Below are 20,566 nucleotides of genomic sequence, written 5' to 3'. Positions count from 1 at the left end.
ACAACCACCACCATGCAACGACGCCTTTCCCTTTCCCTTGTGTTCGCCGCGCTGTCGGCCTTTGCCATCGCTTCGCCCGCGCAGGCGCAGGCGCAGGGCGAGGTGCAGAAGCAGCTCTCGAGCGAGCGCTTCACCATCGTCTCGCCGTTCCCGCCCGGCGGTCCGGTCGACACGCTGGCGCGCGTGCTGTCGGACGGGCTCGCCAAGCGCTACGGCCAGGCCGCGGTGGTCGAGAACCTGGTCGGCGCGGCCGGCAACATCGGCATCGACAAGGTCAAGCGCGCCAAGGGCGACGGCCACACGCTGCTCGTGGTGCCCGCGGGCAACCTCACGATCAACCCCACCTTGATGCCGAACTTCCCGTTCGACATCGAGAAGGACTTCGTGCCCGTCACCATGCTGGCCAAGGCGCCCAACGTGCTGGTGGCCTCGCCCTCGTCGGACATCAAGAGCGCGAAGGATCTCGTGGCGCGGGCCAAGGCCAAGCCCGATTCGCTCTCGTACGCCTCGCCCGGCGTGGGCAGCGGCCTGCACCTGGCGGGCGAGCTGTTCAAGCAGCAGGCCGGCATCGAGATGCTGCACGTACCCTACAAGGGCACCGCGCCCGCGCTCAACGACGTGCTCGGCGGCGCGGTGCCGCTGATGTTCAGCAACCTGCCCGCGACCATGCCCTTCATCAAGAACGGCAAGCTGGTGGCGCTGGGCGTGACCGAGGCCGCGCGCAGCCCCGCCGCGCCCGACATTCCGACGCTGGCGGAGCAGGGCATCCAGGGCGTGGCCGTGACCTCGTGGTATGGCCTGCTGGCGCCCAAGGGCACGCCGCCCGCCGTGGTCGAGCAGCTCGCGAAAGACGCCGCGGAGATGCTGGCGCAGCCCGACGTGCGCGAGCGCCTGAAAGCGCAAGGCATGACGGATGCAGCGATGAAGCCGGCCGCGTTTGCCGCGCACATCCGCGAAGAAACAGCCGTGTGGGCCAGGATCATCAAGGCCCGCAACATCGTGGCCGAGTGAGCCGCGAACAACAAAAAGGGGAGACACCCATGAAGACAAGCGAATCCACCATCGGCATCGTCGGCGCGGGCATCGGCGGCCTGGTGGCGGCCATCGCGCTGCGCCGCGCCGGGCACGACGTGGCCGTGTTCGAGCAGGCGAAGCAGTTCGCCCGCGTCGGTGCGGACATCAACCTCACGCCCAATGCGGTGCGTGCGCTGGACGGCCTCGGCGTGGGCGAGGCCGCGCGGGTCACGGCGGCCCGGCCTTCGCACCGCATCAGCCGCACCTACGACACTGGCGAGGAAACCTCGCGCCTGGAGATGGCCGATTCGGCCGAGCAGCGCTACGGTGCGCCGCAGCTCACCATCCACCGCGCCGATCTGCTGGCTGCGCTGGCCGACATGTTCCCGGCCGAGTGCGTGGCGCTGGGCAAGCGCGCGGAGACCATCGCGGCGGACGAGAAGGGCGTGAGCCTCTCGTTCAGCGACGGCACCGGCGCCCGCGTCGGCGCGCTGCTCGGCGCCGACGGCATCCACTCGTGCGTGCGCACCGCGATGTTCGGCGCCGAGAGCCCGCGCTTCACCGGCATCGTCGCCTACCGCGCCGTGGTGCCCGCCGAGCGCGTGGCGGGCGTGCCCAACCTCGGTGCCTTCACCAAGTGGTGGGGCCCGAATCCGCAGAGCCAGATCGTCACGTTCCCGCTCAACCGCGGCAGGGACATCTTCATCTTCGCGACCACGCCGCAGGACACCTGGCACCTCGAATCCTGGACCGCGCCCGGCAGCGTCGACGAACTGCGCGAGCAGTACGTGGCCTACCACCCCGAGGCGCGCGCCTTGCTCGATGCCTGCGACACGGTGCTGAAGACCGCGCTGTACGAGCGCGACCCGATGCCGGCCTGGGCCGCAGGCCGCATGGCCCTGCTCGGTGATGCCGCGCACCCGATGCTGCCCTTCATGGCGCAGGGTGCGGGCATGGCGATCGAAGACGCCGTGGTGCTGTCGCGCCACCTCGAAGGCGTTGCCATGGCCGATATGCCCTCTGCGCTGCAGGCCTACCAGACCGCGCGCATCGAGCGCGCCAGCCAGGTGCAGCTTGGCTCGCGCGGCAACAACTGGCTGCGCGAAGGCGGCAATGCCGACTGGGTCTATGGCTACGACGCCTGGGCCGTGCCGTTGGGCGCCCCCGCCGGCGCCACTGCCACCGCCTGATCCACATCCACCTCACCCCACGGAGGCAACCATGCAACAAGACCGCTACCTGCAACCGCACCAGGCGCGCCAGCGCCCCGCGACCACCTATGAAGACCTGCTGGGCGACGTGATCGAGCGCGCCTTTGCCGACGGCATCCACGACCTGCCCGGCCTCGTGCAGCGCCTGAACGACAGCGGCCTGGCCACCCCCGGCGGCCAGCCCTGGACCGAGGCGCTGTACCGCAAGGAAATGGCCACGCTGGCCGCCTGAGGAGCATCACACCATGACCATCGCCATCACCCCCGTTGCCGCAGACCCGGTCGACCATTTGCTCGAGATCGGCCTGAAGGATCTCTGGTATCCGATCTGCCCCTCGCACTTCATCAAGGAGAACCCCGTCTCGCTGCGCCGCCTGGGCCGCAAGATCGCGCTGTGGCGCGACGGCGAAGGCGTGCTGCACGCGCTGGAAGACCGCTGCCCGCACCGCGGCGCGCCGCTGTCGCAGGGCGTGGTGCTGGGCGACCGGCTCTCGTGCCCCTACCACGGCGTGGAAGTGCGCCATGACGGCGTCGTCACGCGCGTGCCCGGCAGCCCGGGCTGCAAGCTCGAAGGCTCGCAGGCCACGCGGCACTTCCATGTGCAGGAACGCGCGGGCGCGGTGTTCCTCTACAACGGGAAGGAATCGGTCGACGTGCCACCGCCGCTCGTGCTGCCCGAGCAGCTCACGGACGACGCCGAGTATTCGAGCTTCCTTTGCTACACCGAGTGGAAGGGCGACTACCGCTACGTGCTCGACAACGTGATGGACCCGATGCACGGCACCTACCTGCACAAGCAGTCGCATTCGATGGCCGAGGGCGATTCGACGGCCAAGTTCGGCATCCGCCAGACCGACACCGGCTTCGTGTTCGAGAAGGAAGGCCAGCGCAACGTCAACTTCGACTGGACCGAATGGGCCGACACCGGCATCCACTGGATGCGCCTGGAAATTCCGTATCCGAAGACCGGCGGCCCCGGCGGCAACTTCATCATCATCGGCGCCTTCTCGCCGATCGTGAAGGGCATGACGGCCACCTTCTTCTGGCGCGTGCGCAAGCTGCCGCGGGGCTGGGAGCGCGACACCTGGCGCTTCCTCTACAAGAACCGCCTCGAGGCGCGCCACTGGCACGTGCTCGAGCAGGACCGCGTGATGCTCGAAGAGATGGAGCCCGACGCCAACCAGCACGAGAACCTCTACCAGCACGACCTGGGCATCGTGCGGCTGCGCCGCCACATGCGCAATCTCGCGCAAGCACAGCTCGCAGAAGCTGCCGCGGCCGCGGCCTGATCCATAGAAAGCCTTGCCATGTCTTCCCCCACGCTGAACGCCCTGGTGCACACGATGCGCTACGAGGCCGACGGCATCGTCAGCGTCGAGTTCCGGCCGGCTTCGCCCGAGACGGAGTTTCCCGCCTTCGAGGCCGGCTCCCACATCGACCTGCACCTGCCCAACGGGCTGGTGCGCAGCTACTCGCTGTGCAATCCGGCGAGCGACCGCCAGCGCTACGTGGTCGGCGTGCTCAACGACCGCAAGAGCCGCGGCGGCTCGCGCTATGTGCACCAGCAATTGCGCGTGGGCATGACGCTGCCGATCTCGGTGCCGCGCAACAACTTCAAGCTCGAAGAGGGCGCGGACCATTCGGTGCTGGTGGCCGGCGGCATCGGCGTGACGCCCATCTGGTGCATGCTGCAGCGGCTCGCGGCCCTGGGCAGGCCGGTGGAACTGGTCTACTGCGCGCGCACCCGCAAGGAGGCCGCCTTCTGCGATGCGATCGAGGCGCTGGCGCGCGAGCATGCGGTGCCGGTCACCTGGCATTTCGACGAAGAGAAGGGCGCGCCGCCCGACCTGGCCGCGCTGCTGGCCGGCAAGGGTGCCGCCAGCCACTACTACTGCTGCGGCCCCACGCCGATGCTCGATGCCTTCGAGAAGAGCTGCGAGACGCTGGGCTATGCCCATGCCCACATCGAGCGCTTTGCCGCGGTGCATGTGGAGGCGCCGAGCGCCACGCAAAGCTGCGTGGTCGAGTGCGCCAAGAGCGGAAGGAGCGTCGAGGTGCCGCCCGGCAAGTCGATCCTCGACAGCCTGATCGATGCCGGCCTGAACCCCGACCACAGCTGCAAGGAAGGCGTCTGCGGCGCCTGCGAAACCGCGGTGCTCGAAGGCGAGATCGACCACCACGACGGCATCCTCACCAAGATCGAACGCGCGTCCAACAAGACCATGATGATCTGCGTCTCTCGCTGCAAGGGCGAGCGGCTGGTGCTCGACATCTGAGGCCGCCGGCCAGAGAAAAACCAACCCGAAAATCCAATGAAAAAATACTTGATCACGCTGGCTGCGGCCAGCGCGGCTGGCGGAGCGCTGGCCCAATCTTCCGTCACGCTGTTCGGCGTGGTCGATGCGGCCGTCACCTACACGCGCGGCAGCGGCGACGGATCGGCCCACAAGACGCAGCTGACCAACAGCGGCAACATGTTCAGCCGCCTCGGCTTTCGCGGCACGGAAGACCTGGGCGGCGGGTACTCGGCCAACTTCTGGATGGAGATGGGCCTGCGGAACGACAGCGGCACGGGCTTTCCGTCGAACTCGAACAACCAAGCCAGCGGCAACGGCCCGGCGGGCGTGCTGAGCTTCAACCGCCGCTCGACGGTGAGCCTCGCGGGCCCGTTCGGCGAAGTGCGCCTGGGCCGCGACTACGTGCCGGCGTTCTGGAACACGGCCATCTTCGATCCCTTCGGCACGGGCGGCGGCATCGGCGCCAACCAGATCTATTTCTCGGGCCTGGGCGGCCTGGTCGCACCGACCGGCACGCGCGCCTCGAACAGCATCGGCTACTTCCTGCCCGCGAACCTCGGCGGCTTCTACGGGCAGGTGATGTATGCGATGGGCGAGAACGACTCGAACGCGCTGCTGCCGGGCACCAGGGTGCCGAGCAAGCACGACGGCGAACACACCGGCGCGCGCTTCGGCTACCAGAGCGGCGGCCTGCACGTGGCCATTGCCACCGGCCGCACGCGCTATGCGAGCGGCGACCTGCGCGTGACCAACCTGGGCGCGGCCTACAGCTTCGGCCCTTCGCTCATGAACCTCAAGCTCACGAGCGAGCTGTACAAGGAATCGAAGGGCAGCACCGATGCCAAGGGCGTGCTCGTCGGCTTCCACCTGCCGATCGGGGCGGGCGAGATCAAGGCCTCGTATGCACGCTACAAGCTGGAACCCGCGAACGCGGTGCGCGAGCCCACCTCGTCGAAACTGGCCATCGGCTACGTGCACAACCTGTCCAGGCGCAGCGCGCTGTACGGCACGCTCGCGCGCATCAGCAACAGGAACGGCGCCGCGCAGGCGCTGGCGGGTGCCATCACCATGCCGGGCCGCTCGTCCAGCGGCATCGAGCTGGGCATGCGGCACATGTTCTAGGCGCAGGGCGCGCCAGCACCATCCACGCAAAAAAGGCCGGGCCATGCACAGCAAAAACTTTCGTTGGTACGGCGTCGCCACGCTGTTCGTGATCGTCGCGATCTCCTACGTGGACCGCATCAACATCGCGGTGCTGATCACCGACGCCGCGTTCCTCAGCCACGCGGGCATTGCCGCTTCCGACCGCGTGAGCCAGGGCTTTTTGGCCACGGCCTTCATGCTGGGCTACGGCGTGTCGGCCTTCGTGCTCACGCCGTTCTGCTCGGCCTTGTTCGGCGTGCGCCGCAGCCTGGTCTACGGCCTCATCTTGTGGGGCGTGGTGACCTGGGCCTCGCCCCTGTTCGACAGCTACGGCCTGCTGCTGGCCTCGCGCGTGCTGCTGGGCGTGTCGGAAGGACCGCTGTTCTCGCTCGCGTCGTCCTACATCAAGGCGCACTTCAGGAGCGACGAGAACGGCAAGCCCAACGCGCTCGTGAACATGGGCACGGGGCTCGGGCTGGCGGTGGGCTATCCGCTGGTGGGCTACCTGCTCACGCGCTTTGCGTGGGACAGCTCCTTCCATGTGCTGGGAGTGCTCAACATTGCACTGGGCATTCCGCTGGTGCTGGCCTTCGTGCGCATGCCGGCGGGGCATGAAGACGGGACCAGGCCGTCTTCCGTTGGCGAGGCGATGGCGCGCGTCGGCGGCATCGTGCGGGGTGCGCTGCACACGCGCAACCTGTTCATCATCACGCTGCTCACTTCGGCGGCGCTGGCCTATCTCTGGGGCAGCAGCAACTGGCTGCCGACCTACCTGCGCGAGGCGCGCGGCTTCTCGCTGCGCGAGATGGGCTGGATCGCGTCGGCGCCGCAGTACGCCACGGTGCTTGCGGTGTTCGTGGGCGGCGTGCTGATCGACAAGCTCGGGCGCGACCGCGTGCCGTTCATCTTCATGGGCGCGAGCGCGGGCGTGGCGCTGTCGGTGCTCATGGCCATCAACGCACGCGATCCGTATGCGGCCGCATGCTGCCTGGTGGCGGCCAATTTCTTCTGGGGCCTGCAGAGCCCGGCCATTCCGAGCACGGTGCAGCATTGCTCGCGGCCCGAGCACACGGCCAGCGCCTTCGGCGTGACGAACGGCGCAGGCAGCCTGGTGGCAGCCTTCATGCCGGCGCTGATGGGCGGCGTGATCAGCGCGGTGTCGCATGGCGGCGGCGCGGGTGCGGCCGTGACCGCGGCTTCCTCGGCGGCGGGCTTCTTCGCGGGCTTTGCGCTGCTCATCGGCACGCAGGCGGTGGTGTTCGCCTGCGGACTGCTGCTGTGGTGGCGCGAACGCGCGCAGCGCATGACTGCGGTCTCTGGTTCACAGCTTTCGTAGCGGCGGCGCTCGCTGGAACCTTCGTACTGTGGCTGCTGCGTCACAGCGAACGGGCCCTGTGCCTGGGGACCACGCGAGCCGATGCTGCGGGCGCAGAACCATCTTCGTATCGCATGGCCCGCAGCGCGGGCCATGACGCCATTCGACTTATGGCGCGCGAACATTTTGAGAGAGAAAAGTTCCGCGGGTCGTTGAGCTGCCAGATTCGATCAGCTACAACTGTGCGCACTTCAACGGACGAGGGAATGCGCGTGAAAACAAAGACAAGAGCCGCTTGCAGGCCTGCCGCTGCCGCTTCGGCGCCGGCCGTTCTTCCTTCGACGCGGCAGAGCGTCGCATCGATGCACGGGCACTGAGCCCGCTCCCACGCGCCGCCATCCGCGCCCGCACGTCTTCCATCACCGCGCCTTGACGGAAATGGCTCCGGTCACTCCGCGCATCCTGGGACCGCCGAAGCCCGAGCGGTGCGATCCGGCCTGAGCGTGCGTTCCTGACGAACCCGGTGTTCGGCGGGAGGGCGCTGTGCCGCCCGCCGTTTTCCGCGATTGGCTTTTCATCTCATCCCGCGTGCCATGTGCAGCGCCGGCTATCCGCTGGCGTTCGCAGTGCTGCGCATGTTCCTTACCCAGAGTACCCAGAGGCGATCATGAAAAAACTGAATACACCCGTCGTTCACCACCTGGCCCTCTCCGCCGTGATGCTTGCCGCCTTGACGGCGTGCGGCGGTGGCGGAGACGGCGGCGGCGGCGCATCGCTTGGCGGCGCCGGCCTTGGCGCGTCGTCGACGCTCGCAAGCGGCGCGCAGGATTCGAGCAAGGCACCCGAGGACGGTGCGCCTTCGTCGCAGGAATCGGCCGTGGCCGCGGTCGACCGCTCGGTGAAGCCGATGGAGCTGCCCGACACCGTCTGGCCCATCAACTACAAGCTGTGGTTCAGGCCCGATGCGGCGCTGAAGACCTTCGTGGGGCGCGGCGACGTGGAGATCGAGGTGCTCAAGCCGGTGGATGCCATCGTGGTTGCCGCGCACAACCTCAAGTTTGCGAACGGCCGCACCACCTTGCGCAAGCTGTCGAATCCTTCGGAGGTGATCGCGCTGGTGCCCACGCCGCAGACGCTGGGCGACTTTGTGCAACTGCGGCGCAACGACGGGCAGATCGCCAAGGGCAAGTACCTGCTGCACATGGAGTGGGACGGCAAGATCCAGTTCTCCGATGCGGAATATTGCCCGCCCGAGGAGATGGCCCGCAATCCGTTCTGCTCGGCTGCGACCGGCGTCTTCAAGGTGGGCCTTTCCACGCCCGAGGGCGTGAGCAGCGATGCGATCGTGACGCAGGGCGAAACCAACTATGCGCGGCAGTGGTTCCCGGGCTGGGACGAGCCGGCCTTCCGCCACAGCTTCGAGATCTCCGCCGAGGTGCCGGGCGACTGGCAGACCGTGTCGAACGCCGCGCAGAAGTCGGCCGTCAAGCTGCCCGACGGCTACCAGCAGGTGTCGTTCGAGAAGACCCCGTCGATGCCGATGTACCTCGCGTTCTTCGGCGGCGGCAAGTTCGATGTTCTGTCGGACACCTTCAAGAGCCCGCTCGACGGCAGCGAGATGCCGCTGCGCTGGTTCACGCCGCCGGGCCGCTCCACCTGGGCCAACTTTGCGATGGAGTGGACCAAGGTGGCGATGGACTACTACTACAACTACACCGGCATTCCACTGCCGTTCAAGAAGTTCGACACCGTGGCGGCCAACGACAGCTACGACAACAAGCCCAACACAGGCTTCGGCGGCATGGAGAACTGGGGTTCGATCTTCGAGTTTGCCGACCGCGTGCTGACCAAGCCGGGCGAAACGCCCACGCTGTATTCGGTGACGGTGGTGACGCATGAGATTGCGCACCAGTGGTTCGGCGACCTTGTCACGCTCGACTGGTGGGACAACGTGTGGCTCAACGAATCGTTCGCACGCTGGTTCGACCGCCGCACCACGATCAAATTCCACCCCGACTACTACAGCTTCTCCGACTATGTGCTCGACAAGCACACCGTGATCGTGGCCGACCTGAAGGACACGGCGGTGCCGGTGCAGCGCAACCTCAACGATGCGGGCTCGTTCGGCTTCATCAGCCCGTCGATCTTCGTCTACAACAAGGGCAGCCACGTGCTGGAGACGGTGCAGAACTACATCGGCGAGGAGGCGATGCAGAAGGGCCTGCAGATCTACCTGAAGGACTATGCCTTCGGCAACGCGACGCCGTCGCGGCTGTGGACCTCGCTGGAGAAGGCGAGCGGCGGCAAGAAGGTGGCGGGCATCGGCGACAGCTTCATCCGCCAGACCGGCGTGCCGCTGCTGACGGTGGACGCGCAATGCGCGGGCGACCGCACCTTCGTGTCGATCAGCCAGGAGTCGTTCCCCAACCAGAACGCCTATCCGGCCTCGACCTGGACCATTCCCGTGACGCTGGCCTACGGCGACGCGATGGAGCAGCGCAAGACCTTCGTCATGGCCACCAGCACCACGCAGCTGGAGCTCCCGGGCTGCACCGCGGTGCTGGCCGGGCCCACGGGGCAGGACTACTACGTGAGCAACTACAGCACGCAGTCGTGGAGCGACCTGCTGGCCAAGGCGCAGAACTTTGCCGACAACAAGCCGCTCCTGCTGAACATCGAGCGGGACGCGTTCCGCCTGCTGTCGGTGGGGCGCATCACGCAGGGGCAGTACGACCAGATCAAGGGCGTTCTCAACCTGCCGACGACGCTGCTCGCAAAGACCGAGGCAAGCCAGCAGAAGATGGTGGCGCAGGACGCGGGCGGCAAGGAAGACTATCCGCACGCGCTGCGCTACCAGGGCAGCCTGAAGCTGCGCGAGAACCAGAAGCGCTGAGTCGAGGCCGCACGATCATGATGAACACACTCAACTGTGTTGCGGCCGGCCTGTCGTCGCTGCTGCTGTTGGTTGGCTGCGGCCAGCACGCCGAGCCGGAGGCGCAGCTGGTCGGCGTCTACGCCGTGAAGACGAACGGCGCGCTGCGCGAGCTGGTCAAGATCGAGCGCCAGGGCGGCCGCTACATCATGCGAGACAAGGTACGCACCCCCGAGTGGAGCGAGCCGAAGATGCAGATGCAGCCGGTGACGCGCGAACGCTGGAACCGGATCACCACCGACACCGGGAACACGGAGTTCGTCGGCGTGTCGAGCGACCAGCTCGCGATCTTCAAGGTGCCGCCGGGGTGGCAGAAGAACAGCTTCAAGACGGAGACCGGCTACTTCCTGTTCTATTCGCAGGGGCCGGTGGAGGCGTACAAGCTGTGATGCGGCGCCTGCGTTGAGGGGCGCGGGGAGCGTGATCAGGGCACTGGTTGATCAGCGATACACCAGCAGCGTGCCCCGGTGCACAGGGCATCGGGTGCTCCCCGCAGCGAAATCAAGGAGGAGGGGCGTAGCCCCGGGGGACATTCGCGGAGGGGAGTACCCGGTGGCCTGTGCACGCGCGTTGAAAAACAGCGCCGAGAACTAAGGGCCAGTTGAAGCCGGCGCCACGATCGCACCTTCAATGCGATGACGTTGGAGTGCATCGGCAACAAAGCCACTCGCCTTCATCTCCTCGACAAAGGAAGACAGCAGCGCCTGCGCCTCGGCACCGCGGCTCGCGGGCGTGCCCATGGCCTGCTGGATCACCATGAAGCGGCCAGGCAGCACGCGCACACCCGGCTCGCGCCGCGCCTCGGCTTCGAGCAGCTGGCGAATGCCGGCGGCCACCTCGACCGCGCCTGAACGCAGCGCCGCCAATGCGGCGGCCGCGCCCTGGAGCCGGACGATCTCGGCCTGCTCGATCTCGCGCGTGAGGAACAGGTCGTAGGCGCTGCCCGCGCCGACCGAGATGCGGTGGCCCCTGGCATCGACCTGCGCGTTGTCCGTGAGCGCTGATGGCTCGCGCACGAGGTAGCTGCCTTCGATCAGCACATAAGGCGCGGTGAACAGCAGCCCTTCGCTGCGCGCCGGGTCGATCGCGAAGAAGCCGATGTCGGCCTTCTCGTTCTTCACCGCGTCGACCGAGGCCGCCGCCTTCTCGAACACCACCAGCTCGATGCCCACGCCGAGCCGCCGCGCGAACTCGCGCGCGAGATCGATCGATACGCCCACCGGTTCGCCGGTGGCCGCGTCCTTGTTCGCGAGGATCGGGTTGCCGAGGTTGATCGATGCGCGCAGCGTGCCGCCGGGCGCGAAGGCGGAGACAAGGGCAGGGGCAACAGATGGGTTCATGGCGTGCATCGTCCGGGAAAGATGATGGACGCCAGTTTACTGAGCCCGGGCTGCGCCTCAGCGCGCCGTCAGCGGCTCCAGCCCGGTCTTTGCAATGGTCGGCGCCGCCTCGGGCGAATTGAGATAGCGGATCAGCTGGCGCGCCGCGTCGGGCTGCTTGGAGGCGGTGGCAATGCCGGCCGAGAACACCGTCACCTGCTGCACTTCCGCGGGCAGGGGGCCGATGTAGTCGATGCCCGCGATCGGCAGCAGCTCGCTCACCTGCTGCAGCCCGAGCGCCGCGTCGCCGCGCGCCACTACGGTGCCCACGCGCTCGCTCAGGATGCGCTTGCTCTTGGGCTTGACCTGGTCCTCGATGCCGAGCTTCTTGAGCAGTTCGGTCTCGTAGTAGGTGCCGCTCGCGCTGGCCGAATAGGCGATGGAAGGCGCTGCCAGCAGCGTGCGCTTGAGCGCATCGACCGTCGAGATGTCGGGCCTGGGCGCGCCCTTGCGCACCGCAAAGCCGATCGACGAGCGCACCAGGTCGACCTGGCTGCCGGGCACCACCTTGCCTTGCGCCACCAGCGAATCGAGCGCGGGCCGCGCGAGGATCACCACGTCGGCCGGCTCGTTGCGCGAGAGGCGGCTCGGAATGGAATCTTCGGCATTGCCCATGGAGGCGCCATACGCGGTCTTGACCGTGCGGCCGCTGCTGCGTTCGAAGCCGGGGCGCAGCTCGTTGTAGGCGGCCGTGAAGCCGCCCGAGGTCATCACGTGGATGTCGCCGGCCGCGGGCGGTGCGATGCCGAAGCTGCCGCATGCGGCAAGAACGGATGCGGCAGCCAGCAGGCTGGCGCGGCGGGTCAGGCGGGCGAGCGAGAAGGTGGGGGTGGTCTTCATGGTGTCTCCGGATGAAATTCCCTCGATCGTAGGCAGCGAGGCTGTCAATCGGCCTTCAGCGCCTTCGGGGTAAACACCAGGGCCTGTGGCCCGGCTGGCAGAATCCGGACGGGCGGCACTGCTGCCTTTCACACCCATGACCTACCTTCGCAGCCTGCTCTTCGAAAGCGGCTCCATCAGCTGCCAGCTGGCCACGCTGGAGACGGCCGAGCCCGGCTGGAGCCCGCCTTATCGCGTGCAGGGGCCGCGTCTGCTGCTGCCGCTGAGCCAGCGCTTCGAATGCCGGCTGGGCGCGGACGCCTTCGTCTGCGATCCCGCGGCCGCGCTGTGGCTGTCGCCCGACGGACCCTACCAGTTGAAGCACCCGATGGCGGGCCAGCGCAGCGTGGTGGTCACGCTGGCCGAAGACCTGGCGCCGGCGGGCCGGGTGTACCTGCCGCTGGGCGGCCAACTGCTGCTGCGCCAATGCCTGCAGGCCCATGCGATGCAGGCGATCGATGCGCTCGAGGTGCAGGAGCATCTGGCCGGCCTGGTCCAGAGCATGCGGCCGGCCGATCGGCCGGCGCCGCCGAAGGTCCACCGTGCGGTCGAGCGCGCCCGCGACTACATCGCCGCGGCACCGGAGCGCAGCGACACGCTCGACGAGATCGCCAAGGCGGTCCACTGCTCGGCATTCCACCTGGCGCGCCGCTTCCGCATGCACACGGGAACGAGCCTGCACGGCCTGCGCAACCAGCTGCGCATGACGCTCGCGCTCGATCGCCTGCGCGAAGGTGAGCCAAGCATCAGCGCGCTTGCGGCCGACCTGGGCTTTGCAAGCCATGCGCACTTCACGGTGGCCTTCCGGCGCGCCTTTGGCATGGCGCCGAGCCAGATGCGCACGAATCTGGAAGCGCGCCGCCTGCATTGACAGAACACTGCGGGCTTCGCAATCAACGGAGCCAGCAGATGACGGTCAATGTGCGTCTTTCAGCCGGCCTGGCCGCCGGCGTGGCCTCGGCGCTGATCGCGGGCATCTGGCAGGTGGCCACGCGCCATTCGACCACCACCACCATCGCTCCGGCCGACCTGGCGATCCTGCGCTACGGCATACCGGCGATCGTGCTCATGCCCGTGTGGCTGCGCGTCGGCCTGCTGCCGCGCGGGGTGCCGCTGCGGTGGCTGACCGGGATGGTGCTTGGCGCGGGGCTGCCTTTCGGGCTGGTGGCGATGAGCGGCACCAGGTTCGCCCCGTCGGCGCACATGGGTGTCTTCATGGCGGGCGCATGTCCGCTCTTTGCCGCGGGCCTGGCCTGGATGTTCTGGCGCGAACGCCCGGACCGCGCGCGGGCGCTCGGCCTGGTGTTCCTTGCGGCGGGCATCGGCATGCTGGGGGCGGGCAGTTTTCGCGGCGCCGATGCGGGCGCCTGGCGCGGCGATCTGCTCTTTCTTCTTGCGGCCGCGTTGTGGGCCGGTTTCACGCTGTCGTTCAGGCGCGCGGGACTTGGCGCATGGCAGGGTGCGGCGGTCGTCAGTGCGTGGTCGGCGATCCTGCTCGTGCCGTGGCTGCTGTGGCGGGGCGGAACGGGCCTTGCCGATGCGCCGCTGCGCGACGTGCTGTGGCAGGCGCTGATGCAGGGTGCGGCTGCGGGCTTGCTGGGGCTGTGGATCTTCGGCGCGGCCGTTGCGCGCCTTGGCGCGTCGCAGGCGGCGGCGTTCGGAGGGCTGGCGCCGGTCTTCTCCGCGTTGGGCGGGTGGTGGTGGCTGGCCGAGCCCGTCATGGGCATCGACCGGGTCGCGATTGCCAGCGCCCTGATCGGCGTGACGCTGGCCAGCGGTGCCTGCACGCGCGGTGCGCGCGTGGAATCAACCGCGGGGTAGGTCGAACTCGCGCAGCATCACCGGCTCGATCGAGCCCTGCGCCGCCCGCCGGCGCACGGCCGCTTCGAGCTGGTCCGCGTACTGCGCGTAGATTTCCATCGGGTCGTCGCCCTGCGCGCCGGGGCGGAAGCGGTAGCGCAGGACGTCCTTGCTGATGCTCGCGCCCATGTGCTGGCCATCGATGAGCACCCAGAAGCGGACCGTGCCCGAGGCCTCGTGGAAGAAGGGTGGATCGACGGGGTCCGTCCCGGAAAGAGGCTGTTCAGACATGGCGTGTGTTCCGGTAGGAGGAGCCTCAGGATACGCTTCATCGAGTACCCTTTTTTCTCCAGCGTCCGGGCAGTGGCTGTTGTGGCCGTACCTCCTGTTGTCCTACACGGGCGCATACTCCGGCCAGCATGCGCCTGAGCCAATTCATCAAGGACAACATCGAACCCATCCTCGTCGAGTGGGAATCCTTTGCACGAACGATGATCCCGCCGGCGGAGACCATGTCCGTTGTCGAACTGCGGGACCATGCGCATGAAATCCTGCTGGCCATTGCCGGCGAAATGGAATCGGCCCAGTCTGAAAGGCAGCGCGAAGCAAAGTCCAAGGGACTTGCGCTGCCGTTCCTCAAGGAGACTTTTGCCGCCGAACACGGAGGCCTGCGCCAGCGGGTGGGGTTCGACCTCTCCCAATTGGGCGCGGAATACCGCGCGCTGCGGGCCACGGTTCTTCGTTTGTGGATGGGGCAGGTCGGCACGGTCGATGCCGTGGTCCTGGAAGAAGTGATGCGCTTCAACGAAGGCATCGACCAGGGCCTTGCCGAGGCCATGGCCACCTATTCGGACCATGTGGCCAATTCCAGGGACACCTTCCTGGCCGTGCTGGGGCACGACCTGCGAAACCCGTTGAGCGCGCTCAGCTCCTGCATCCATCTTCTCGAGCTGGCAGGCGAGACCAAGCCCAAGGAGCGCACGCTCCAGATCGCCAGGCGAAGCATTGCGTCGATCAACGACATGGTCACCGACCTGCTCGAGTACACGCGCACCCGGCTCGGCCGCGGCATCGAGGTGGTGCCACAGGAAGGCAACCTGAGCGCCCTGTGCCAGGAGGCCTTCGACGAGGTCTGCGCGGCCTATCCCAAGCGGGAGCTCGTCGCCGAGCTTCCGGCCGATGTGGTGCTGATGTTCGATGCGCCCAGAATGCGCCAGGTACTCACCAACCTGCTGAGCAACGCCGTGCAGCATGGAGACCTCGCCCATCCCGTGGCGCTGGCGATCCGGAACGAGGGGGTGCACGTGAGCCTGATCGTCAAGAACCAGGGAAGGCCGATTCCTCCCGATTCGATGCAGGTCATCTTCAACCCGCTGGTGCAGGTTGCGACACGCGAATCGGCGCCCCACGAGCGGCCCGCCACGAGCCTGGGCCTCGGCCTCTACATTGCGCGGGAGATCGTGACGGGGCACGGCGGGACCATCACGGTGACCTCGTCCGCGGCGGAAGGCACGGCGTTCACCGTTCATCTGCCTCGCGGCGGCAAGCAGGCGACCCAGCCCGGCGGGTGATGCCGACAGGCGCCGCGCAGCTATCCATTGCATGGCACCGGCGACTGGGCCGGCCTGCCATGAAGACTTTGGACTACAAGCCGGCTTTCCGGCCGTGTCTAGCTTGGCCTTGTCGAAACACCAACAAGGAGATCTCGATGAAGCTGACACGACGTATTGCACCGACCCTGGTGGCGGTTTTGATGGGCGCCTGCGTGGCCCCGCTCGCATTGGCTGCGGGCGGCGGCTCCGGAGGAGGCGGTGGTGGCGGTGCCGGGGGCGGTGGAGGTGGCGGCAGCAGCGCCGGTGTAGGCGCGGGCGCGGGCGTTGGCGCAGGCGCCAACGGCAATGGCGCGGGCGCGGCCAGCGGCTCCAATGCCTCGGCCAACGCGGCGACGCCGGCAACACCCGCCACGCCTGCAACACCGGCCACGGCCACATCGCCTGCAACGCCAGCCACACCTGCGACACCGGCCACGCCGTCGCCGCAGTCTTCTTCTTCTTCGTCCTCGGCATCGTCCACGATGTCTGCCACGCCCGCGACGCCGGCCGTGCCGGGCTCCAAGGCCGACAGCACCGCGACGACGCCTGCGGTGCCTGCAACGCCGGCAACGAAGAGGTAGGCAACTCGATCAGGCCGGCTGCCCGCTGGGTAAATCGATCAGGCCAGCTGTCCGCTGGCCAGTGCCGCCGCGGCAGCGCGCGTCTCGACGCCCAGCTTCTCGAAGATGTGCTCGAGGTGTTTGTTGACCGTGCGCGGGCTGGTGCCCAGGATCTCGCCGATGTCGCGGTTGGTCTTGCCCTTGGCAAGCCATGAGAGCACCTCGGTCTCGCGCGGCGTGAGCGCCGCTTCGGCCAGCCGCGCCGACGGCTTGCCCGCGGCCCCTTCGCGCTGCGCCGCGAACAGCAGCATGGTTTCGCCGAGCGCCGCGGCGCCGAGGTTGCGCACCGAGATGCGTGCGCCTGCCGCCGTGGCCACCGCAATGGCCGCGCCGGGCGCAAGCGCGGGTGCGAGCGCGGCGGGCAGCAGCCCGGCGGCCGGCGCCGCATCGAGCGCATGCAGCCACAGCGCGGCTTGCGGCGAGCGCCATGCGATGCGCCCGCGCGCATCGACAAAGACCACGCCCATGCCGGCCACGTCGACCGCATCGCGCGCCATGCGCGTGATGCGTGCGTTGCGCGTGTGCGTGTGCAGCCGCGCGAGCACCTCCTGCGCGCGGATCGGCTTCACCACGTAGTCGACGCCGCCGCATTCGAAGCCCTCGACCACGTGCGCGGTTTCCGAAAGGCCGGTCATGAACAGCACCGGAATGTGCGCGAGCGCCGCGTTGGCCTTGATGCGCCGGCAGGTCTCGAAGCCCGACAGGCCGGGCATCAGGCCGTCGAGCAGGATCGCGTCGGGCACCACCAGTTCGAGCCGCTGCAGCGCGGCCTCGCCATCGGCCGCGACCAGCACGGTGTAGCCGCTCGATTCGAGCGTGTCGCACAGCATGCCGAGGCTGCTGGGGGCGTCGTCCACCACCAGCACCACGGGGCGTTCGGCTTCATCAGGGGGCGAGAGTGTCTGCATCTTGTTCTGCGAGTGCCTTGCGGAGCTTGTCGAGTTCGAATCGGTTGGCCATGCCGCGCAGCCAGGTGCAGGTGGCCGCGGCCGGTGGGGAGGCGGCGGCGAGGCGGTCGAGCACCTGGTGCAGGCCGCGCATGTGGCCCATCTGCACCAGCCGCATCAGCTCGGCGCGGTCGTCTTCCGAGAGCGCGAGCTGCACCGGCCGCGGCGCCATGTCGATGGTGGGCGGCATCGCGTCGTTCGACGCCAGCCATTCGAGGCCGAGGTGCCGCTCCAGCGTGGCGATCAGCTGCGACTCGATGACCGGCTTGCCCACGAAGGCCTGGCAGCCCGCGGCGCGCAGCAGTTCGCCCTGGTTCTCGAACATGTTGGCCGAGACGATGATGATCGGCAGGCGGTCGAAGCCCGAGGCGCGCACCAGCGCCGCGGTCTGCCAGCCATCCATGTCGTCCATGGTGAGGTCCAGCAGGATCGCGGAGGGCAGGTTCTCGCGCAGGCTGTCGAGGCATTCGGTGCCGCTCGCGGCCTCGCGCACCTCGAAGCCCAGCGGCGCGAGCATGCCGGCCAGCATCTGGCGCTGCACCGGCTGGTCGTCCACCACCAGCAGCGTGCGCCGCGCGCCGATGTAGCCCGACACCGGCCGGCGCGTTTCTGCCTGCGGTCCGGGGTCGGCCACTTCGCGCAGGTACACCCGCACGCTGAAGGTGCTGCCCGCGGGCGAGGTGGCAGCCAGCGCCAGCTCGCCGCCCATCAGCGACGTGAGCAGGCCCGTGATGGTGAGGCCCAGGCCCGTGCCGGGCTCGCCGCGCCGGCGCCCGGCGGCGCCGCGCTCGAACGGAAGAAAGATGCGCTGGTGGTCCTGCGGCGCCACGCCGATGCCGGTGTCGACCACGTCGAAGCGCAGCACCTCGCGCCGCGCATCCACATGCAGCGTGACCGTGCCGCTGTCGGTGAAGCGCACCGCGTTGGCCAGCAGGTTGATGAGGATCTGGCGCAGCCGCTTGGCATCGGCATGCACCCAGGGCGGCAGCCGCCCGCTGTGGGTGTAGACGAACGCCAGGCCCTTGTTCTCGGCCTGCGGCCGCACCATGTGCACCACCTCGTCCAGGAAGGCCGGCAGCGCGAGAGGGGCGGGCTCCAGCTGCAGCCGGCCGGCCTCGATGCGCGCCAGGTCGAGCAGCCCGTCGATCAGCCCCAGCATGTGCTCGCCGCTGCGCTGGATGGTCTGCACCGCTTCGCGCGGCGGCGCCACGGCTTCGCCCTTGAGCAGGATCTGCGAGTAGCCCAGGATGCTGTTGAGCGGCGTGCGCAGCTCGTGCGTCATGCCGGCCACGTAGCGGGTCTTGGCCTGGTTGGCGGCTTCGGCGGCTTCCTTCGCGGTCTGCAGCGCGGCGTCGGTGCGCTGGTGCGCCTCGACCTCGACGGTGAGCAGGTGGTTGTGGCGGTTCGATTCCTCCTGCGCCATCTGCCGGCTCTCGCTGCCCAGCACGATCCACCAGGCGGCCACCGCCGCCACCAGCGACAGCAGCGCAAACACCTTGAGGAAGGCGCTGCGCAGCGCCGGGTCCACCGCATCGGCGCCCACGATGGCCTCCTGCGCATACACCACGCCCATCACCGTGGCCAGCAGCGCCACCAGCGAGGTGGCCACCATCAGGTAGTGCGCCACGCGGAAGTTGAGCCGGCCCGACAGCGCGGGCGGCAGCAGTGCCTGGAGCCAGCCGCTCATCTGCTCGGCCGCGCGCGAATCGGTCTTGCAGCGGTCGTGGCAGCGCGATTCGAGCGTGCAGCACAGCGAGCAGATCGGCGCGCTGTAGGCCGGGCAGTGCGCCATGTCCTCCGACTCGAAGCTGTTGTCGCACACCGAGCATTTCACGATCTGCCCCGGCGTCCAGCGCCGGATGTCGCTGCGCGCGAGGTAGTAGCGTCCGCGCGTGCGCCAGGCCAGCAGCGGCGAGACCACCAGCGCCGTGATCAGCGCGATGAAGGGCGAGAACGCGCGCGCCCACTGGCCCAGCACGCCGGAGTACGCCAGCATGGCGAGCGCCGCCGCCACCAGCATCGCGCCCAGGCCGACCGGATTGATGTCATACAGGTGCGCGCGCTTGAACTCGATGGTACGCGGGCTCCAGCCCAGCGGCTTGTTGATGACCAGGTCGGCCACCAGCGCGCCGACCCAGGCGATGGCGATGTTGCTGTAGAAGCCCAGCACATGCTCGAGCGCCGCGAACACGCCCAGCGTCATCAGCAGGATCGCGATCACCACGTTGAACACCAGCCACACCACGCGCCCCGGGTGGCTGTGCGTGAGCCGCGCGAAGAAGTTGGACCACGCCAGCGAGCCCGCATAGGCGTTGGTGAGGTTGATCTTCATCTGCGAGACCACCACGAACAGCGTGGTGATCGCCAGCACCCAGGCCGGATCGCGCAGCACGTACGAAAAGCCCGTGAGGTACATCAGCGTGGGCTCGACCGCGTGCCGGGCCGGAATCTCGTGCTGGAGCGCCAGAAAGGCCAGGAAGGCGCCGCCCATCATCTTGAGCATGCCCGGCACGATCCAGCCCGGCCCCGCCACCAGCACCGCGGCCCACCAGCGGCCGCGGTTGGCGGCCGTCTTCTCGGGCAGGAAGCGCAGGTAGTCGACCTGCTCGCCGATCTGCACCACCAGCGAGAAGGCCACCGTGGCGGCGGCGCCGAACATCAGCGGATCGAAGCTGCTGCTGTCGGAGCTGCGGCCCACCAGGCCGGTGAAGTCGGCATACAGCCCGGGCTTCTTCACCAGCACCGCGATGAACGGGCAGACGAACAGCGCGATCCAGATCGGCTGCGTCCACAGCTGCAGGCCCGAGATCAGCGTGATGCCGCGCATCACCAGCGGCACGATCACGACCGACGACAGCAGGTAGAGCAGCGGCAGCGGCCAGTCCAAGTACAGCTGCAGCGCCAGCGCGAGGATGGCCGCCTCCAGCGCGAAGAAGATGAAGGTGAAGCTCGCGTAGATCAGCGAGGTGAGGGTGGAGCCCAGGTAGCCGAAGCCCGCGCCGCGCGTGAGCAGGTCCATGTCCACGCCATGCCGGGCCGCGTAGTAGGAGATCGGCAGGCCGGTCAGGAAGGTGATGAGCCCCACCACCAGGATGGCCCACAGCGCGTTCGAGAAGCCGTAGCTCAGCGCGATGGCGCCGCCGATGGCCTCCAGCGCCAGGAACGAGGTGGCGCCGAAGGCCGCGTTGGCGACGCGGAACTCCGACCACTTGCGAAAGCTGCGCGGCGTGTAGCGCAGCGCGTAGTCCTCCAGCGTTTCGTTCGCGACCCACGCGTTGTAGTCGCGGCGGATGCGGAAGATCTTCTGGCCGGTGACGGGTTGCATGGTGGGGGCTTGCGGCAAGGGCGAGGGCGGCGGCATGGAAGGCAGCAGAGCAAGAAGCGCTCCCTGCGTGCTTTGCGCCCTTGTGCGCGGCTCGCAAGTCTGCAGGCCCGGG

General features: G+C 68.3%; 18 protein-coding genes. 13 read left to right on the top strand and 5 right to left on the bottom strand.

What is annotated here, in order from left to right; genetic code table 11:
• The first annotated feature begins 12 nt into the window (after positions 1–12).
• The 9 genes from AC1DSC_RS09395 (at position 13) to AC1DSC_RS09355 (ending at position 10,301) form a co-directional block, all read left to right on the top strand.
• Complete coding sequence (locus AC1DSC_RS09395) at positions 13–1,011, top strand: Bug family tripartite tricarboxylate transporter substrate binding protein (RefSeq protein WP_436287854.1); 999 nt, start codon at positions 13–15, stop codon at positions 1,009–1,011.
• Positions 1,012–1,040: 29 nt separating this feature from the next.
• Positions 1,041–2,204: an FAD-dependent monooxygenase gene (locus AC1DSC_RS09390; protein ID WP_436287853.1), complete on the top strand. Its 1,164-nt coding sequence runs from the start codon at positions 1,041–1,043 to the stop codon at positions 2,202–2,204.
• Positions 2,205–2,235: 31 nt separating this feature from the next.
• On the top strand, positions 2,236–2,457 hold the full coding sequence (locus tag AC1DSC_RS09385; protein ID WP_012748259.1) for a recombinase-like helix-turn-helix domain-containing protein: 222 nt from the start codon (positions 2,236–2,238) through the stop codon (positions 2,455–2,457).
• Positions 2,458–2,470: 13 nt separating this feature from the next.
• Positions 2,471–3,514: a Rieske 2Fe-2S domain-containing protein gene (locus AC1DSC_RS09380; protein ID WP_436287852.1), complete on the top strand. Its 1,044-nt coding sequence runs from the start codon at positions 2,471–2,473 to the stop codon at positions 3,512–3,514.
• 18 nt (positions 3,515–3,532) lie between these two features.
• Complete coding sequence (locus AC1DSC_RS09375; RefSeq protein WP_012748257.1) at positions 3,533–4,501, top strand: PDR/VanB family oxidoreductase; 969 nt, start codon at positions 3,533–3,535, stop codon at positions 4,499–4,501.
• Between the two features lie 36 nt (positions 4,502–4,537).
• Complete coding sequence (locus tag AC1DSC_RS09370; protein ID WP_436287851.1) at positions 4,538–5,644, top strand: porin; 1,107 nt, start codon at positions 4,538–4,540, stop codon at positions 5,642–5,644.
• A gap of 43 nt (positions 5,645–5,687) precedes the next feature.
• Positions 5,688–7,001: an MFS transporter gene (locus tag AC1DSC_RS09365; protein WP_436287850.1), complete on the top strand. Its 1,314-nt coding sequence runs from the start codon at positions 5,688–5,690 to the stop codon at positions 6,999–7,001.
• A gap of 646 nt (positions 7,002–7,647) precedes the next feature.
• Positions 7,648–9,873: a M1 family metallopeptidase gene (locus AC1DSC_RS09360; RefSeq protein ID WP_436287849.1), complete on the top strand. Its 2,226-nt coding sequence runs from the start codon at positions 7,648–7,650 to the stop codon at positions 9,871–9,873.
• A 17-nt stretch (positions 9,874–9,890) separates the two neighbouring features.
• Positions 9,891–10,301, top strand: a complete 411-nt coding sequence (locus AC1DSC_RS09355; protein ID WP_436287848.1) for a hypothetical protein — start codon at positions 9,891–9,893, stop codon at positions 10,299–10,301.
• A 201-nt stretch (positions 10,302–10,502) separates the two neighbouring features.
• Here the strand turns inward: AC1DSC_RS09355 and AC1DSC_RS09350 are convergent, their stop codons facing one another.
• Both AC1DSC_RS09350 and AC1DSC_RS09345 read right to left on the bottom strand, forming a co-directional pair.
• Positions 10,503–11,252: a transporter substrate-binding domain-containing protein gene (locus tag AC1DSC_RS09350; RefSeq protein WP_436287847.1), complete on the bottom strand. Its 750-nt coding sequence runs from the start codon at positions 11,250–11,252 to the stop codon at positions 10,503–10,505.
• A gap of 57 nt (positions 11,253–11,309) precedes the next feature.
• Positions 11,310–12,131, bottom strand: coding sequence for a substrate-binding domain-containing protein (locus tag AC1DSC_RS09345; protein WP_436287846.1), 822 nt, complete (start codon positions 12,129–12,131; stop codon positions 11,310–11,312).
• Positions 12,132–12,267: 136 nt separating this feature from the next.
• Here AC1DSC_RS09345 and AC1DSC_RS09340 point away from each other — a divergent pair, with 136 nt between their 5' ends.
• Both AC1DSC_RS09340 and AC1DSC_RS09335 read left to right on the top strand, forming a co-directional pair.
• Positions 12,268–13,041: a helix-turn-helix transcriptional regulator gene (locus tag AC1DSC_RS09340; protein ID WP_436287845.1), complete on the top strand. Its 774-nt coding sequence runs from the start codon at positions 12,268–12,270 to the stop codon at positions 13,039–13,041.
• Between the two features lie 38 nt (positions 13,042–13,079).
• Positions 13,080–13,991 (top strand): DMT family transporter, encoded by a 912-nt coding sequence (locus tag AC1DSC_RS09335; protein ID WP_436287844.1) that lies wholly within the window; start codon positions 13,080–13,082, stop codon positions 13,989–13,991.
• Here the strand turns inward: AC1DSC_RS09335 and AC1DSC_RS09330 are convergent.
• On the bottom strand, positions 13,977–14,261 hold the full coding sequence (locus AC1DSC_RS09330) for a DUF1488 family protein (protein ID WP_012748248.1): 285 nt from the start codon (positions 14,259–14,261) through the stop codon (positions 13,977–13,979). The two genes, AC1DSC_RS09335 and AC1DSC_RS09330, sit on opposite strands and share 15 nt — an antisense overlap.
• A 128-nt stretch (positions 14,262–14,389) precedes the next feature.
• On the opposite strand from AC1DSC_RS09330, the gene AC1DSC_RS09325 reads away from it, so the two are divergent.
• Together AC1DSC_RS09325 and AC1DSC_RS09320 are read left to right on the top strand one after the other, a co-directional pair.
• A complete protein-coding gene (locus tag AC1DSC_RS09325; RefSeq protein WP_436287843.1) occupies positions 14,390–15,541 on the top strand; it encodes an ATP-binding protein in 1,152 nt (383 codons plus the stop codon).
• A gap of 137 nt (positions 15,542–15,678) precedes the next feature.
• Positions 15,679–16,143: a hypothetical protein gene (locus AC1DSC_RS09320; protein WP_412511127.1), complete on the top strand. Its 465-nt coding sequence runs from the start codon at positions 15,679–15,681 to the stop codon at positions 16,141–16,143.
• A 38-nt stretch (positions 16,144–16,181) separates the two neighbouring features.
• On the opposite strand, the gene AC1DSC_RS09315 is transcribed toward AC1DSC_RS09320, so the two are convergent.
• Entirely contained in the window at positions 16,182–17,090 is a 909-nt protein-coding gene (locus tag AC1DSC_RS09315; protein ID WP_012748246.1) for a response regulator transcription factor, read from the bottom strand.
• On the bottom strand, positions 17,068–20,454 hold the full coding sequence (locus tag AC1DSC_RS09310) for a hybrid sensor histidine kinase/response regulator (protein WP_436287842.1): 3,387 nt from the start codon (positions 20,452–20,454) through the stop codon (positions 17,068–17,070). Before AC1DSC_RS09310 ends, AC1DSC_RS09315 begins: the two co-directional genes overlap by 23 nt.
• Positions 20,455–20,566 lie beyond the last annotated feature (112 nt).

The sequence above is a fragment of the Variovorax sp. 01N425 genome (assembly GCF_056399465.1).
The sequence above is the reverse complement of the archived record's forward strand: the minus strand, read 5'-3'. Positions and strand labels throughout refer to the sequence as shown.